14 protein-coding genes are annotated in these 17,360 nt (G+C 45.2%); 12 read left to right on the plus strand and 2 right to left on the minus strand.

The window, feature by feature from the left end:
- Window positions 1-244 precede the first annotated feature (244 nt).
- Genes CRENPOLYSF2_RS15270 through CRENPOLYSF2_RS15285 form a run of 4 tightly spaced genes read left to right on the plus strand, consistent with a single transcriptional unit; the run spans window position 245 to window position 7,400 of the window.
- Window positions 245-2,329: a TonB-dependent receptor plug domain-containing protein gene (locus CRENPOLYSF2_RS15270; protein ID WP_087144814.1), complete on the plus strand. Its 2,085-nt coding sequence runs from the start codon at window positions 245-247 to the stop codon at window positions 2,327-2,329.
- A gap of 2 nt (window positions 2,330-2,331) precedes the next feature.
- Entirely contained in the window at window positions 2,332-2,889 is a 558-nt protein-coding gene (locus CRENPOLYSF2_RS15275) for a YfiR family protein (protein ID WP_087144815.1), read from the plus strand.
- A gap of 2 nt (window positions 2,890-2,891) precedes the next feature.
- A complete protein-coding gene (locus tag CRENPOLYSF2_RS15280) occupies window positions 2,892-5,648 on the plus strand; it encodes a response regulator (protein WP_087144816.1) in 2,757 nt (918 codons plus the stop codon).
- A 12-nt stretch (window positions 5,649-5,660) separates the two neighbouring features.
- Window positions 5,661-7,400 (plus strand): putative bifunctional diguanylate cyclase/phosphodiesterase, encoded by a 1,740-nt coding sequence (locus CRENPOLYSF2_RS15285; RefSeq protein WP_087144817.1) that lies wholly within the window; start codon window positions 5,661-5,663, stop codon window positions 7,398-7,400.
- A gap of 150 nt (window positions 7,401-7,550) precedes the next feature.
- Here the strand turns inward: CRENPOLYSF2_RS15285 and CRENPOLYSF2_RS18885 are convergent, their stop codons facing one another.
- The gene (locus tag CRENPOLYSF2_RS18885) at window positions 7,551-7,718 is read right to left on the minus strand and encodes a DUF7230 family protein (RefSeq protein WP_176371135.1); all 168 of its coding nucleotides are present in this window, start codon (window positions 7,716-7,718) and stop codon (window positions 7,551-7,553) included.
- 61 nt (window positions 7,719-7,779) lie between these two features.
- Here CRENPOLYSF2_RS18885 and mnmG point away from each other — a divergent pair, with 61 nt between their 5' ends.
- The 8 genes from mnmG to CRENPOLYSF2_RS15325 all read left to right on the plus strand — a co-directional run bounded on the left by mnmG (window position 7,780) and on the right by CRENPOLYSF2_RS15325 (window position 15,272).
- A complete protein-coding gene (mnmG, locus tag CRENPOLYSF2_RS15290; RefSeq protein WP_087144818.1) occupies window positions 7,780-9,651 on the plus strand; it encodes a tRNA uridine-5-carboxymethylaminomethyl(34) synthesis enzyme MnmG in 1,872 nt (623 codons plus the stop codon).
- Window positions 9,651-10,292 carry a 16S rRNA (guanine(527)-N(7))-methyltransferase RsmG gene (gene rsmG, locus CRENPOLYSF2_RS15295; RefSeq protein ID WP_087144819.1) on the plus strand — a complete coding sequence of 214 codons (642 nt, stop codon included), beginning with the start codon at window positions 9,651-9,653 and terminating at the stop codon, window positions 10,290-10,292. Before mnmG ends, rsmG begins: the two co-directional genes overlap by 1 nt.
- Window positions 10,285-11,064, plus strand: a complete 780-nt coding sequence (locus tag CRENPOLYSF2_RS15300; RefSeq protein WP_087144820.1) for a ParA family protein — start codon at window positions 10,285-10,287, stop codon at window positions 11,062-11,064. The genes rsmG and CRENPOLYSF2_RS15300 overlap by 8 nt, the downstream gene beginning before the upstream one ends.
- Window position 11,065: 1 nt before the next feature.
- The gene (locus tag CRENPOLYSF2_RS15305) at window positions 11,066-11,332 is read left to right on the plus strand and encodes a hypothetical protein (protein ID WP_087144821.1); all 267 of its coding nucleotides are present in this window, start codon (window positions 11,066-11,068) and stop codon (window positions 11,330-11,332) included.
- A 127-nt stretch (window positions 11,333-11,459) separates the two neighbouring features.
- Window positions 11,460-12,314, plus strand: a complete 855-nt coding sequence (locus tag CRENPOLYSF2_RS15310) for a ParB/RepB/Spo0J family partition protein (RefSeq protein ID WP_087144822.1) — start codon at window positions 11,460-11,462, stop codon at window positions 12,312-12,314.
- Window positions 12,315-12,551: 237 nt separating this feature from the next.
- Window positions 12,552-12,779: an IS66 family transposase gene (locus CRENPOLYSF2_RS15315; RefSeq protein ID WP_087144823.1), complete on the plus strand. Its 228-nt coding sequence runs from the start codon at window positions 12,552-12,554 to the stop codon at window positions 12,777-12,779.
- 488 nt (window positions 12,780-13,267) lie between these two features.
- On the plus strand, window positions 13,268-14,323 hold the full coding sequence (locus tag CRENPOLYSF2_RS15320) for an OmpA family protein (RefSeq protein WP_087144824.1): 1,056 nt from the start codon (window positions 13,268-13,270) through the stop codon (window positions 14,321-14,323).
- A gap of 181 nt (window positions 14,324-14,504) precedes the next feature.
- Complete coding sequence (locus CRENPOLYSF2_RS15325) at window positions 14,505-15,272, plus strand: inositol monophosphatase family protein (RefSeq protein ID WP_087144825.1); 768 nt, start codon at window positions 14,505-14,507, stop codon at window positions 15,270-15,272.
- Window positions 15,273-15,356: 84 nt separating this feature from the next.
- Here the strand turns inward: CRENPOLYSF2_RS15325 and CRENPOLYSF2_RS15330 are convergent, their stop codons facing one another.
- Window positions 15,357-16,931: a DUF11 domain-containing protein gene (locus CRENPOLYSF2_RS15330; protein WP_087144826.1), complete on the minus strand. Its 1,575-nt coding sequence runs from the start codon at window positions 16,929-16,931 to the stop codon at window positions 15,357-15,359.
- Window positions 16,932-17,360: the final 429 nt, after the last annotated feature.

Consider the following 17,360-nt stretch of genomic DNA (forward strand, 5'->3'; position numbering starts at 1 on the left):
AGGTTTTAAACGAGATATTAGCGGCTACAACACATGCCTATGCAAGGTTTTAGCCTAGTACTTTAGTCAATATTGATATGTCGGGTATATTTTTGACCAGCGTAAAACCTACAAGGTTTTAAAACCTCGTAGGTTTTTGCAACACCCGACAAAATAAATGTGACTGAGTGCCAGACCAATACGTAACTTTTAATATCGTCTATATTTGTATTTGATTAAGAACTAAATTCAATGTTATTGAACTATGCGCAGCACAAACTATTCAGGAAACATATTAGTCCGCTATGCTTGCTTGCAAATTTTATTCTTTAGTAGCTTACTGAATGGAGGAAAAGCATATTCAGCAGAAGTGGCCGACACACTTTACGATTTACCGCTAGATCAACTGGTCAATGTCGAAGTAGTCTCCGCTTCGCGCTTTAAACAGAAATCATCCGAAGCCCCCTCAGCGGTTGATGTGGTAACAGCCAAAGACATCCAAAATTACGGCTGGCGCACGCTGGCAGATGCACTGACCGCCATGCGTGGCCTATATGTCCGCAACGACCGCAATTATTCTTATTTAGGCAATCGAGGCTTCTCCCATACGGGTGACTATAATTCGCGGGTTTTGTTTATGATAGATGGCCGTCGCATCAATGATGCCATCTTTGATCAAGGTTTTATTGGCGAAGAATTCATGGTTGATATGAATTTAATAGAACGCATCGAATACCTCCCAGGTTCTGGTTCATCGGTTTACGGTGGCAATGCTTTATTAGGCGTTATTAATGTCATCACCAAACAGGGAAAAGACTTCAACGGGCTGAAAGTAAGTGGCGAAGTGGGTAGTTTTGATACATACCGAGGTCGTGCCACCTACGGTAAACAGTGGCGTAATGGTACAGACTTAATAATTAACGGCTCACGTTATTACAGTCATGGCCAAGAGCAGCTGTATTTCTCTGATTTCGACCATAAAAATGGTGGTGTTGATGGCATAGCCCATGATATGGATCACGAAAGAAGCAGCAAGCTATTCGGTAAGCTAAGTTACGGTGATTTTACGCTACGGGGTGGCTACGTAGATCGCTATAAACGTGTCCCTACGGGCGCTTATGAAACTACTTTTGATGATAATACTTATTTCACCGTAGATCAGCAGGCATATATTGACCTAGATTACATTGCTCAAATTAAAAACGATCTAAACCTAGAGCTGCGCGGCTTTCATCACTGGTCAAAATACTATCAATACCAACCAAGCGAACAACAAGGGATAAACACAATTAATTACGATACAGCCAATGCGCGTTGGTGGGGGGGTGAAATCAAATTAACCGGCACGCAGTTTGCCCACCACAAATGGATTCTCGGCCTAGAAGTACAGAATAATGCTCAGCAACAGCAACTTAACTATACTATTTTGCAAAATCCAGTCCCGTACGAAGAATTACTACTATCTGCACACAGCAATGGCTGGCGAACAGGTGTTTATCTACAAGACGAATACCATATCACCGACAGTTTATTATTGAATGTGGGTCTGCGCCTAGATCAACATTACATGCTCAAAAATTTGCAACTGAATCCACGTATAGGATTGATTTGGGATGCTAGCCCCACAATTACCGCCAAATTACTGTACGGCTCAGCTTTTCGTGCCCCCAATGCTTTTGAGCGTTATTACAACATCCCAGTTGAAGAAGCGAGCTACAAAAGCAACCCTAACAACACGGAAGAGCTTATCAAAAGCTATGAAGCCATTGCAGAATGGCGACCAGGTAACGGCCTGAAATTATTGGGCACAGTTTTTTACAACAACTTGCAAAATGTGTTGGAGAAAAATATTACTGAAGCTGATATTGGAAAAAAAGACTCAACTTACGGCATGTATAACAACACGGGGCACTACCAAACTTATGGTTTTGAACTAGGCGCAGAAAAACGTTGGGATAACGGTCGTCAATTTAAACTAAGTTGGACACACAATTACACCCGTGATGAACAAGATGACCAGCCCAGTAATTGGGCGCAAAACTCACCCAAAAATCTAGTTAAGCTACATTACACCGAACCGTTTTTTAATGACACTGTGCGTTTAAGCTTTGAAGAAATTTTCGTTGATCAACGCCGCACGATAAAAATACCCAACGGCATTGCACCTTCCTACCATCTATTAAATATACATTTATCTTTGTCCAAACCCTTACACGGCTTTCAGCCTACGCTTGGCATTTACAACGTACTCGATCAACATTTTGAAGTATTGGGCAGCAACGAGCATAAACAAAACACCTTAGAAATGGACGGCCGTACCGTACGCTTTCGCCTAGAATATGGATTTTAACCATGCCATTTTGGGTAGGTGTGCTAGGACTGACATTGTCATTGGGAATAACAATACCTAAAACAACGCTCGCCAACCCAAGCAGCAGCGAACAAACGTTAACGGTGGCTTTTCTCTATAATTTTTTAAAATTTTCAGAATGGCCCACGCAAAATACACAAAATACACAAAATACACAAAATAACATATTAAACCTCTGTGTTACCGACAATACCGCATTTGAAGCAGAATTAAATGCCATCGATGGCCGCATCGCACAAAATAAAATCGTGCGCATCAACCGTATCGAACTAGGCGAAAGCTTAAAAGAATGTCAACTGCTATTTTTACCGCGTGAAGAAAAGCCAATCCGCATTCGGGAATGGCTTAAAAATGCCAAGAATACGCCAACACTCACGGTCAGCAATATGGACAATTTTTTAGACATCGGCGGCATGATCGCCTTAATAGACGATGGCACTCGCTTGCAATTTGAAATTAACCTAACGCAAGTCAAATCTGCTGACCTTAAATTAAGTGCGCAATTACTGCAAATAGCACGCGCAATAAGGGGAAAATAATCATGCTAAAAGCCATTTTTCAAGATCGCCCTATCGCCCGTAAACTACAAATAATATTACTGGTCAGCATGACCGTATCGCTGGTGGCAGATTTTACACTGCAAACCATCATTGAAGTTAAAAACACTCTACAAATTGAACAAGAAAAACTAGAGGTCATTGCGCGTTTTACCGCACGTAATTTACACGCGGCGTTATCGTTTATGGACGATAAAAACGCCCAGCAAATACTCAATTCCTTACAAGAAATCCCCGACATCAGTGGTGCAACTGTCAGCAGTAAAGATGGCCAACAAATAGCCATCTTTACTCGTAAAGCACGGGTAGAGCTGCCTGAGTTTTTACGCTGGCGCGAAATACGCGTTAGCCAAGTCGTCGCAATAGACGACGAGCAGCTAGGCACACTTAACCTAACTTACGCACTTGGCGCTATCTGGGTTGATTTATGTTTTCACATTGCCAGCTCTGCACTGGCTTTGCTGACAACTTTTTTAGCGGCTTTATTTGTCGCTCGCCGCATCACACTTTTCGTCACTCACCCAATTACCGAATTATCTGAAGCCGTGCGTCAAGTTTCGCAGTCTGGCCAGTACACACTGCAAGTCACTAAACAAAATAACGATGAGGTCGGCACATTGGTCGATGCCTTCAACGCGATGCTCGAACAAATTCACCACCGCGACCAAGAGCTTGCGCGACACCATGCCAATCTTGAACAACAAGTTGAATTACGTACTATTGAATTGCGTCATGCAAAAGAAGCTGCCGAAACCGCTAACGCCGCCAAATCACAATTTTTGGCCAATATGAGTCATGAGATTCGTACTCCCATGAACGGCGTACTGGGCATGGCCGAGTTATTACTTGGCACGTCGTTAACTGAAACGCAACACCGCTTTGCCGCCACCGTACACCGTTCCGGTGAGTCTTTACTGGCGATTATTAACGATATTCTCGACTTTTCCAAAATTGAAGCCGGTCGTTTCGAACTGGAAAACATCGATTTTAACTTGCATAAAACCATTGAAGACGTGGTCGATTTATTTGCCGAACAAGCCCATACCAAAGATTTGGAACTGAGTTACCGCATTGCCCTTGATGTGCCCGAATGCGTTAAGGGCGATGCGGCACGTATCCGGCAAGTGCTGGGTAATTTACTGGGCAATGCCGTCAAATTTACCGGCTATGGCGAGATCGTGGTCGATGTCAGCCTCAATGCGAAAGCACCACAGCCCGCAAACGATCATACCGGTGCTTTTTCGATTGACTTTGCAGTACGTGATACCGGCATTGGCATCAGCAAAGACACTTTGCCGCGCCTATTTCAAGCCTTCTCGCAAGCCGACGGTTCAACCACGCGTAAATACGGCGGCACGGGCTTAGGGCTGGCGATTTCCAAACAATTAGTTGAACTGATGGCTGGCAAACTTACGGTAAATACCCGTGTCGGTTATGGCACCACATTTTCATTTAGCCTGCCCTTGCTGTCAGCAACTAATTTGACCCTGCAACATTCGCTGCCCGTATCTGAATTATCAGGTTTAAAACTATTGATTGTCGAGGACAATGCCACCAATCTAGATATTGTACAAAGCCACGGGCATTCTTGGGGTATGGCTGTCGATGCCGTGCCTAGCGCTTTATCGGCACTGGATTTACTCAGAAAACCGTTCGACCATCAAAAGCCTTACGATCTGATCATTATCGACATGAAAATGTCCGGTATGAATGGACTGGAATTAGGCCGACTCATTAAAACCGACCCATTACTGGCACAAATACCGCTAGTGATGATGACTTCGACTTTGTTTAAAGGCGAGGCAGCTGAAGCCAAGAATATTGGTTTCGCCGCCTATCTTATCAAACCAATACGTAAGAGCGATCTTTACCACTGCTTAAGAAATGCCTTAGTAGCTAGCAGTCAACTGCCAGTTACCGACACAAACCCTGAAATACACAGCACGTCCACAGCTATTTCTGCACGTATCTTACTGGCCGAAGACAATCCTGTTAATCAAGAAGTAGCGCAATACATGCTGCGTGGCTTTGGTTGTACAGTAGACATTGCTCATAACGGCACGGAAGCCCTGCTTGCCGTTGAACAAAAAAATTATGACCTGGTACTAATGGATTGCATGATGCCAGAAATGGATGGCTATAGCGCCACCGCAGAAATTCGGCGCAGACAACTGGCAGGTCAACTTGCGCATTTTCCTATTATTGCTTTAACTGCTAACGCTATTGAAGGTGACCGTGAAAAATGCCTAATCGCCGGTATGGATGATTACTTAGCAAAGCCATTCAAAGCACAATCGTTACTGCGCGTAATTAAATCCTGGTTACCTGCTAGCTTAATAACGCACACCAACAGCGCACCAATACCCGTACAAATCGACGCTGAACCATCAACCGAAGCGCTGCTGGATATTGCCACGCTCGAAAGCATCAGCGCCTTAGATACCAGCGGTAGCAATGATTTACTCAAACGCATACTTTCAATGTATATAGACAATGCCAGCACACTGCTGCAATCTTTGGAACAGGCATGGACAGACGGCAACTTAGACGCTATTCGCGCCGCCTCGCACACACTTAAATCCAGCAGCGGTCAAATCGGTGCGTTTGGTTTAGCTGAACTGTGCCGCGATGTAGAAAATGAATCCAGAAATCAACGCTACGATATCTCCGGCCAACCATTAACACGCATAAAACAAGAATTTATTAACACCCGTACAGCATTAACCGCTTACATTGCCTAATTAAGGATAGCCATGCAAGACCAAACGCATCTACTGATTATTGATGATGATGCCATGATTCGACTTTTGGTCGTCAGGGCGCTGCAAGCGGTCGGACTTCAGTCTATTGAGGCGGGTAGTGGTGAAGAAGGCTTAAGGATGCTTGCACAACACGGCGCCAGCGCTATTTTACTGGATGTGGTGATGCCCAACGGCATGGATGGGTTTGACACCTGCGCCGCACTGCGGCAGCTACCCGATGGCCAGCACATACCGGTATTAATGATGACCGGCCTAGAAGACCTGGATTCAATTAATCGGGCTTTTGAAGCCGGTGCCACTGACTTTATTACTAAACCTGTCAATATTGCGCTACTCGGCCATCGGGTACGCTATATGTTAAGAGCCAGCCACACTACCCGACGTTTATTAGAAAGTGAGCAACGCCTACACCATATGGCTTACTTTGATAATTTGACTAATTTACCCAATCGTCAATTTTTTCGTGAACATTTGCACATTATGATCGCCCTGGCAAAAAGACAGGAGCGCAAACTGGCGGTTTTGTTTTTAGATCTGGATGGTTTCAAACGTATCAACGATACCTTAGGTCATCATGTTGGCGATTTGGTACTACAAGAAACCGGCAAACGCCTGCAAAAAAGCTTACGTGCCAGCGATTTATTAATGCGTCCTGGCAAAGACGAAATTTCTCTGGCACGCTTGGGTGGCGATGAATTCACCGTATTGTTATCGACTATAGAGCGTAATGAAGATGCGGCCACTGTTGCTGAACGTATCCGTCTCAATCTGATGCGGCCGTTTATTTTTGAAGATCAAGAATTGTACATGGCTACCAGTATTGGCATTGCTATTTTTCCTGATGACGGAACTGAAGAAGAAGCCTTGCTAAAAAATGCGGACTTGGCGATGTATCATGCTAAACGCGGCGGCGGTAATCGGTATCAGTATTTTTCCACTAATATGACCGAGTTGGCGTTACGCCGTCTTAGCTTAGAAAATAATTTGCACAGAGCCATTGAACGCAACGAACTTGCACTGCATTATCAGCCCATACTGAATATCAAAACCGGAAAATTTTCGGGTGTCGAAGCTCTATTACGCTGGAACAGTGAAGAATTAGGCTGTATTTCACCTGCTGAATTTATTCCTTTGGCCGAAGAAACCGGTATCATCATCAGTATCGGCGAATGGGTGTTGCGTCAGGCCTGTATTCAGGCAGTTAGCTGGTTAAAGCAAGGTATATCACTTACGCACATGGCCGTTAATGTATCGAGCATACAGTTTTTAAACAAAGGTTTCTCCACGCTGGTCGCCAGCATATTGGCAGAAACCCAGCTCAATCCACAACTATTAGAGCTGGAATTAACCGAAAGCACCTTAATTTTTGATGAAGGCGCTATTTTAATTATTTTACAATCACTGAACGCACTGGGTATTAAGCTGGCAATAGATGATTTTGGCACAGGGTATTCCAGCTTAAGTCGCCTTAAAAATTTCCCTATTAATCGCTTAAAAATCGACCAGAGCTTTGTCAGAGATATAGAAGAAGGCGCAGAAAACGCCGCTATTGTAGTGGCCATTATTGCAATGGCAGAAAGTATGAAAATGAACGTTACTGCGGAAGGTGTTGAAACAGCCGCGCAGCTGAATTTTTTAAAAGATAAACGCTGTCATGAAATACAGGGCTATCTACTGAGTAGACCACTGCCTGCAACAAAAGCAGAAATCTTTCTTAAAAACCAGTCATAACTTATGGCTACCAACTGAAACTGAGACAAAATATAACGTGAATTAACTGTTTTGACTACCCGATTAAAACGGGACACAGTGTAAAATTTAACCTGAAACGATTGTGCGTTAAGTGCTTAACCCATAAAAACAAGCCAATTTCCCAGTGGCTCACGCATAAACCACTGGGAAATCCTCCTGCTTTCCTTGTCTGCCTTTGCGGCTGTATTTGCTTTTGTCGGCGAACACATGCGCCTTCACAAACAGGTGCGCGTATTTCGCCACCGGATTTTGCCGCGCTAGCTCTTCCATTTTGTTCATATTTCTACGTTTTTTCATGACTTACCCTTTATAATATGCTGAAAAGTGATTGTAACAACCCTTAGAGTATATAACGTCCGTGAAATTCAAAAAAGATTTTGATGTGATTGTGGTCGGTGGTGGCCATGCCGGTACCGAAGCCGCCTTGGCAGCGGCGCGCAGCGGTGCCAACACCTTGTTGCTGAGCCAAAATATAGAGACGCTAGGTCAAATGAGCTGCAATCCGGCCATCGGTGGTATCGGCAAAGGTCATCTGGTTAAAGAGATAGACGCGCTAGGCGGCATTATGGCCAAAGCGATTGATTTGGGCGGTATCCAGTTCCGTACCCTCAATGCCAGCAAAGGCCCTGCGGTACGCGCCACCCGCGCCCAGGCGGATCGCAAGCTGTACAAACAGGCCGTCCTGCACACACTGGAAAACCAACCCAAGCTGTCGCTGTTCCAACAAACCGTTGCTGATTTGATCGTTGAAGACGGCAAAGTGGTGGGCGTAAAAACCCAGATGGGGCTGGATTTTAGGGCGCGTGCCGTGGTACTCACCACCGGCACTTTTTTGGCCGGTAAAATCCACATCGGCCTGCAAAACTACAGCGGTGGCCGTGCCGGTGATCCAGCCTCTGTTGCTTTAGCAGAGCGGTTGCGCGAACTGCCGTTCCGTATCGACCGTTTAAAAACCGGCACACCGCCGCGCATCAATGGCAAGACCATCAACTTCAGCAAACTGGCTGAACAGCACGGCGATACACCCAGGCCGGTGTTTTCGTTCATGGGCAACCGTGGCCAGCACCCACGGCAAGTGCCTTGCCATATTACCCGCACCAACGAACGCACGCACGATATTATCCGTGCAGGATTGGATCGGTCACCGCTGTATTCCGGTGTGATAGAAGGCATAGGCCCGCGTTATTGCCCGTCGATTGAAGACAAGGTGGTGCGCTTTGCCGACCGTAACACCCACCAGATTTTTGTTGAACCCGAAGGTTTGGATACCCACGAAATCTACCCGAACGGCATTTCCACCAGCTTGCCGTTTGATGTGCAATACGAATTTGTGCGCTCGATGGAAGGCTTTGAAAATGCCGAAATCATTCGCCCAGGTTATGCGATTGAGTACGATTTTTTCGACCCGCGTGATTTAAAAATGTCGCTGGAAACCAAACACATGGATGGGCTGTTTTTTGCTGGCCAAATCAGCGGCACAACCGGCTACGAAGAAGCCGCCGCGCAAGGTTTAATCGCCGGTTTAAATGCCGCCCGTTTAACGCAAGGTCTGGAAAGCTGGTGTCCGCGCCGCGATGAGGCCTATATCGGCGTGATGATAGACGACCTGATTACCTGCGGTACCCAGGAGCCGTACCGCATGTTCACCAGCCGCGCCGAATACAGGTTGATCTTGCGTGAAGACAACGCCGATTTGCGCCTAACTCCCAAAGGCCGTGAGCTCGGTTTGGTGGATGATGAACGTTGGCAAGCGTTTGAAACCAAGCGTGATGCCGTTACCGAGTTACAGGAAACCTTAAAGAAAAAATGGGTCAGGACGGAAAGCCCACAAGCCGAACGGGTGGCTGAACTGTGGGGCACGCCGCTGCTAAAAGAAGCCAACTTAATGGATTTATTGCGCCGCCCCGAAATTGATATGGCGCAGCTATTGGAATTTCTGGACGGCGGTGAGCTGATTGATGAGCAAGTCGGCGAGCAGGTGGAAATTCAGGCCAAGTACGCGGGTTATATTGTCAGGCAGCAATCGGATATTGATAAGGTGCTGCGTTACGATCATTTGCGCTTGCCAGAAACCCTGGATTACCAAGGCGTTTCAGGCTTATCCAATGAAATCAGCCAAAAACTGAGCGCACAACGCCCTGAAACCTTGGGTCAAGCCTCACGCATTCCAGGCATGACACCGGCGGCGGTATCGTTATTACTGGTGTATTTAAAGAAGAAAAGCGCGTGATGGAACGGTGCAGGGACATTTTAACGGCAGGACTTGAAGCCTTGTCGCTCACACTGACAGACGCGCAAGTTGAGCAACTGTTAGCTTTCATCAAACTGCTGGCCAAATGGAATAAGGCCTATAACCTGACGGCCATTCGCAAGCTGGAAGACATGGTGTCGCTGCATTTGTTAGATAGCCTAGCAATATTGCCGCACATCCACGGCCAGCGGGTGATTGATATTGGCACGGGCGCGGGCTTGCCCGGCATTCCGCTGGCGATCTGCTTGCCCGACCTGCAATTTGTGCTACTGGACAGCAACGCTAAAAAAACGCGCTTTGTACAACAGGCTATACTGGAACTGAAATTAAACAACACCCGTGTGCATCACAGCCGTGTGGAAGATTATCAGCCAGAACTGGGTTTTGATACAGTTACCACCCGCGCTTTTGCCAGTTTGCCGGTTATCATCGATTTAACCAGGCATTTACTGGCTGAAAACGGCGTTGTGTTGGCGATGAAAGGCCAGCAGTTGGCTGAGGAATTGGCATACATAACACAAACCACAACGCTGATTCCGATTCATGTTCCAGGTGTTGAGGCGGAGCGGTATCTGGTGCGCATACAATCAACAAAAAACGAGGAACGCATAAGTGGCTAAAATAATTGCCGTCAGTAATCAAAAAGGTGGCGTGGGTAAAACCACCACCTGTGTCAATCTGGCTGCCGCATTGGCCGCAGCTAAACGCCGTGTGTTATTGGTCGATCTTGATCCGCAAGGCAATGCGGCGATGGGCTGTGGTGTCGATAAGCAGGAAATTCGCCATTCCAGCTACGATTTATTAATGGAACAAGACAGCGTACCGGCATCGGAAACTGTGATTGTTTTGCCAACACTGGGCTTTTCGGTGATTGCCGGTAATGCTGATTTAACCGCTGCGGAAGTTAATTTAATGCACGCTGAGCGCAAGGAATCACGTCTCGCCGATGCCTTGTTGCCCATCAAAGCCGATTATGATTATATTTTAATTGACTGTCCACCGTCACTGAACATGTTGACCTTAAACGCAATGGTGGCGGCCAACAGCCTGCTTATCCCCATGCAGTGCGAATATTACGCGCTGGAAGGCATTTCGTCTTTAATGGGCACCTTGAAAAATATTCAGGAAACCGTCAATCCCGAACTATATTTAGAGGGTATTGTCCGCACCATGTACGACGACAGAAATCGCCTGACCAAAGATGTATCTGAGCAATTGCTCCGCTACTTTGGCGACAAGGTGTTCAGGGCTTGTGTACCAAGAAACATACGCGTCGCCGAAGCGCCCAGCCACGGTTTACCGGTGTTAAACTATGACAAGTCGTCGCGTGGCTCTATCGCTTATGTTGCCTTGGCCAATGAATTAATTAACAACGAGAAATCTAAAAAATAGTATGGTATTAGCAAAACGAGGATTAGGGCGTGGTTTGGAAGCCCTGTTGGTGGAAATGCCAGTGATGGCAGAGAAAGCGTTACACAGCCATGACTTAGAGTCATCGCATAACAATCAACATAACCCGTTTGTGGTGGCCGATTTGCCACATACGCAGAAATTATCAGAGCATAAACAACCGTTAAGCCGTGTATTGCTGGGCGAAGCCGAGGCTTTAAAGGCTTTGTTGGGCGATTTAGAAGCCATCCTTCAGCGCCGTAGCTTATAATACCAACAGTATTATAAAAATCACCCGCAGCTTTTACAGCTGTTATAAAATCTATACCCTTCATGTCCGGCTGGCTCGGATTATCTACAACGGGTTACGGCCCTAATCACTACGTATACACAGACAAATGACGGCAATAAAACGTGGCTTGGGTCGAGGATTGGATGCCTTAATGGGCGATATTTCGGCGAAACCGGATAAAAACCCCTTACAGACGTTACCGATAGAATATTTGCAACGTGGTAAATATCAGCCGCGCAAAGATATGAATCCAGAAAAACTCCAGGAATTAACCGATTCCATAAAAGCGCAAGGCGTTATTCAACCGATTGTGGTGCGCAGTATTGGCGCGGATAAATACGAAATCATCGCCGGAGAGCGGCGTTGGCGTGCGGCACAATTGGCCGGTTTGCAGGACATTCCGGTGGTTATCAGGGAGATTGATGACCGTTCGGCGATGGCGATTGCGCTGATTGAGAACATTCAGCGCGAAGATCTTAATCCTCTGGAAGAAGCATCTGCTTTAAGACGTTTACTGGATGAGTTTACTATGACCCACCAGCAAATTGCTGATGCGGTCGGTAAGTCACGCACCACAGTCACCAATTTGTTGCGACTGATAGATTTACACCCCGATGTTAAAATATTGCTGGTCAATGGTCAGTTGGAAATGGGGCATGCCAGAGCATTATTGTCTTTGGATGATGTTAAGCAAGTAACGATTGCCAATAAAATCGTTAAAGACGGCTTAACCGTGCGTGATACGGAACGCCTGGTGAAAGAAAGTCAGATAGCAACGATGCCTGTTAAACGCAAAACTATTGACAACGATACCTTGCGCCTGCAGCAAGATTTAACCGCGCATCTTGGCGCTAAAGTGATTATCGATCATAAAGATAATGGTAAAGGTAAGCTGGTGATTGCTTATTCTAGCTTGGAAGAGCTGGATGGGATTATTGAGACGATTAAGCGGAATGGATGATTCACTACCAAAACCTTTAGATTTACTACAGCTGCAAAAAAGGCTTAGCTGAAAATAAATATTCCCACTATCCCTGGATAAAATTGACGACGTAACTGTTCAAGCGGACGCAAGACAAGCAATGGCAATCTTTTGTTACTTACAGGTGAATACCTATCGGCCAGTGAAGCTAAACCGAAGCCGCCTTTTGCACAGCGACAGACCTAACCCACCGGCTTATGGCAACCACAGTGAAATCTGCAAACACATTGGGATGGGTTAACCATCTTTGTTACCAACCCAGCAGTAGCCATGAACAATAACTTGGCTAAACGCACTATCCGTGGTGCTATCCTGGGACGCAATAATTACTTTGGTTCCGATGCAATTTGGAGTGCCGAGTTAGCCGCACACAGCTCTTCTCCCTCTTTACCACCCTACAACAATGGAGGATCAACCGACAGCGATGGCTTTATGAATATCTGACAATGTACGCCCAAAACCATTGCAAACCGCCAGATGAACTGACGGATTCCGTTCCCTGGTTTATATCTGATGGGCGACGTGCAGCATTGTCCCATTTGTTGGGGAGCTGTGGAAGGGGGAAATATTTACACGGAACAACCGATAACTGCATGTATCTTTTCAAGATTAATGCCGCGCATTGGGTCTTGACACCATGCACTATATCCCCTATCCTTAGCTTCAGCCATGACCTGATTAACGATCGACTTTGTCATGCTGCAAAAAAATCGCCATGCGCAAGCAGCTAGAAATATTTTAAGGTAATTCAACGTATTTTTAGAATTGCAACAACAACCATTGCCAAACAGGTCTGGCAATAACAATAACTGAAAACACCCTGCGTTTTAACGTGTTTTTAATGTAATAACAAAACCGATTGGCAATGGGATTCACTAGCCCGAATTGCTTTTTTGAGTTGTCGTTTTTTTACACTACCTTAGGAAAATCTTATGATCAAAAAACATATACTTGTACTTGCTTCTTTAGCAAGCCTTGGCGGTCTGTTGCCAGTGGCACATGCCGACGAAGGATTCGCCGATAACCGTTGGTATATAGCGCCTTTTGGCTCTTATGTAAAACCAGGTGGTGACAGAGACGCACATAATCCAGGTTATGGCGCAGGCATGGGTATTGGTAAAATACTCAATGAACACATGAACATTGAATTAAGAGGTTTTTATAACGGTTTTGATGATGATCGTGCTGGCCGTACTGGACAATGGGATCTTGCTGGCGGCACAGCTGATTTACAATACTACTTCTTCCGCAGTAAATTTTCACCTTATGCCGTATTAGCGGCAGGTGCTATGAATAGCTACGTGGGTGGTAATAGTGGTGTTGGTATTATCGGTGAAGCAGGCTTAGGTTTTACTTACGAATTAAATGATAACTTCCTGATTCGCAGCGATGTACGTTACCGTTACAACAACAATCTTAACGCACATTTATTAAACCAAGGTACCGACGAATTCCACGACATGACAGTGAACGTTGGCTTTGTAGTTCCATTCGGCCCAAAACCTGGCGCACCGGTTGCAGAAATCCCTGTAGCGCCGCCAACTGATTGCTCTACATTAGACACTGATTCAGACGGCGTAAATGATTGTTTAGATACATGCCCAGGCACTATCTCTGGTAGCCAGGTTGATGCACAAGGCTGTCCTATCAAACTGGAAATCAAAGGCGTAAATTTCAAATATGACTCGGCAGAATTAACTTCTGAAGCAATGGTTATTTTAGACGGCGTTGCAGAAAGCTTGATTAACTTCCCACAAAAGAATGATATTGAAGTGGCCGGCCATACCAGCAGCGAAGGCTCAAACAGACATAACACCCGTTTGTCACAACGTCGCTCACAATCTGTTGCCGATTACTTAAGCCAAAAAGGTGTTACTAACCGATTAACCGCACGCGGTTATGGTGAAGACCAACCGATTGCTGACAATAATACAGAAGAAGGCAGAATGCAAAACCGTCGTGTTGAATTGGTGTGGAGCGGTAATTAATAACGCCCCAGTCAACACTAACGTAATTACGCGTTAGACACAGCTTATTCGAAACCCAGTTTTTACTGGGTTTCGTTTTTATGGCTCTTTGCTTCTGTAATACACCGTCTCAAGGCTATCAAATGGCATCAGCCCTCTTTACTAAGCCCTGTCTTTTTACCTTCAAAAAACCTTAATCACTATGCCTGTATCCCGTATTATTCTTGAAGAAATTATTCGCGAAGCTGGCGATATTGCTTTAGCACAGTTTAAAAACCTAAAAAATTTACAGATCACTCAAAAAAGTCCGCGCGATTTTGTTACCGAAGCCGATATTGCTGTCGAACAATTTTTAAAAGACAAACTCAGCACACATTACCCACAATTTGGCTTTTGGGGTGAAGAAAGCGGGCAAAGCGCAGATCAGCTATCACGCTGGGTTGTTGACCCTATTGACGGCACGCATTCTTTTACCAAAGGCCAATATTTCTGGGGTATCAGCGTTGCCTTAGAAATTAATCAGCAACTGATTTTTGGCGCAGTCTACGCACCCGCCTTAGATGACTATTACTACGCCGAAAAAGGCAAGGGCGCATGGAAAAACGGCCAGAGCATCACCGTGTCTTCAGAAACGGATCTCGCCAATGCCATGATTGCAACCGGATTTGCTTGCTTACGCGCAGACTTAAAAGATAATAATCTACAACGCTTTTGCAGAATTGCACAAAAAACCACAGGCCATCGACGCTTTGGTTCTGCGGCACTGGACTTATGCTTTGTTGCTGATGGGCAAGTTGATGCTTTTTGGGAGCAAGCCTTAAATTTGTACGACATTGCCGCAGGTGCGTTGATCGCACAAGAAGCGGGCGCTAGCGTCACCGATTTTGCGGGCAATCCCGGTGTTTTTCCTGAGCATATTTTAGTTACTAATGGAAAAATACTCAGCCAAATACTGCCGCTCATGTATTAATATGATTTTTTGGCCGTAAAGACCTGTCAGGCTTTTAAAATTAACAGGTCTCTTTTTATATTAACCGCAATTACATTACTGTATTTACTTCACGATTGTTGATACCGAAACATAATTATTAGCCGGTATCGTATCCACAGGCGCACCGCTCACTGTGATTTGCTGGCTAAAATCTTGGCTATCTGCGGTCACAGCAACGCGCACAGTCACTTGCTTTTTAGCGGCAAGCCCGCCTAAATGACACACTGTTGCCACGGACGAAAGACTGCAACTGCCTTGGCTGGGTTTAAAATTAATCGCTTTAATGTCTGAAACTAAATGCAGTAAAACCACATCATCCACGGTATTTTTACCGTTATTAGTGAGAGTATACAAGTAATCGCCATTAGCCTTAGGCTTTAGGGTATCGACTTTTTGCGTCACCGCAATGCTTAAATTAGCATTACGAGAGGTATCGATCAAGCGATCACGCACAAATATATCAGCTTGATTATTGGTATCGTTAGTCACTAAGTTAGTCGCCTTGGATGCAAACGCAACATGGCGACCATCCGCACTAACACTCATATTTTCACTGTCGTTATTAGCCTGCGTGCCATTAGTTGCGGTACTTATACGCTCTGTTTTATGGGTAAGCCGATCATGAATGAACACATCATTCATTTTATTGCTATCGCCTGCAACCAAATTAGACGCATCAGATATAAATGTGACATAGCGACCATCGGCACTTAATTGAAAAGGAAACATCAATGCATTAACGCTATTACTGTTACTTTGCGCACCATTAGAAGCAACATTAACGCGTTCGGTTTTATGCAGTAACCGATCGTGTACAAAAATATCAGGTTTAGCATTGCTATCGCCGGCAACTAAATTAGATGCACTCGACACAAATGCGACATAACGACCTTCGGCACTGATACTGGCTCTAAACCCTGCACCTGAATTAGCTTGTGCGCCTGTTGATGATACACTCACCCGTTCCGTTTTCAATGTCTGCCGGTCATGAACAAAGATATCCCATGTTCTATTAGTGTCTTCTTTTACTGGATCGGGTGCATCTGCAATAAATACCACATACCGCGCATCGGCACTGAGCGCAAGATTAATACCTGGTATTGCCAATTTAACTTGCTCTGTTTTGTGGCTCAGGCGGTCATGAATAAAAATACCATCACCATCAAACGAAATATACCGAGCATCCGCACTCATATAAATGCCACCACGGGCATTATTAATAACCTGCTGCGTTTTACGTAGACGGCGATCATAAATAAAAAACACAGTCTGTTTGGTTGCGTCTTTAGCCGAATTATCAATAACAGAAAACCCAACATAACGCCCATTTGGACTCAGACTCACATCGGAAACCGCTTGCGCTACCAAGCCGCTTGCTACCGATTCTGTTTTGGTTGTTGTTCGATCATGCGCCCAGATATCAAAAATAGCCGTAGTATTATCTAAGCGAATGCCAGACAAAAACACCACTTTTTGACCATCTGCACTGATAACAGGTAGGCTGCTTTCAGTGTTGTGTTGTATGCCAACAGAAGACACACTAACCCGCGACGTTTGACCCGCAAAAACAGGGTTGCTAAGTCCGCAAAATAAAAGTGCGCTGCAATAAAAAAATGTACGTGGCATAGTAGATAACATAAGTATTCCTTTATAACAAGATTAGTTGAAAAGTCAGTTTGCAGGCAATACCTATTACACCCAAACAGGGCTATTAAAGTGATTTCTAATTATGAATCGACCAAAAAGATTGGCCACGACAAACACAAAATATAAAGCCATTTTTGGTGTTTTTACGCCTTTCGTAAATAAATGACGTTTTATTTGGGATATTCTTTCGCGGAAATCATTTAAGTGTATAAATAACTTATGCTGATGTACAACAGCAATTTTAGCTGTACTAACTGTGCTGGCCGACTTTTGTGAAGTTCAAAACGAGAAGCGTTAAGAATAATTGGTAAACCTGAGACTTATCGTACCAAAAATACATGCAAATTGCACTGCGGCTTTACATACAGCGTTTTCAACTTAGGACAGTTACAGCCACCGTTCGTGCTGAGCTTGTCGAAG

The sequence above is a fragment of the Crenothrix polyspora genome, assembly GCF_900163755.1.
Taxonomy (GTDB): domain Bacteria; phylum Pseudomonadota; class Gammaproteobacteria; order Methylococcales; family Methylomonadaceae; genus Crenothrix; species Crenothrix polyspora.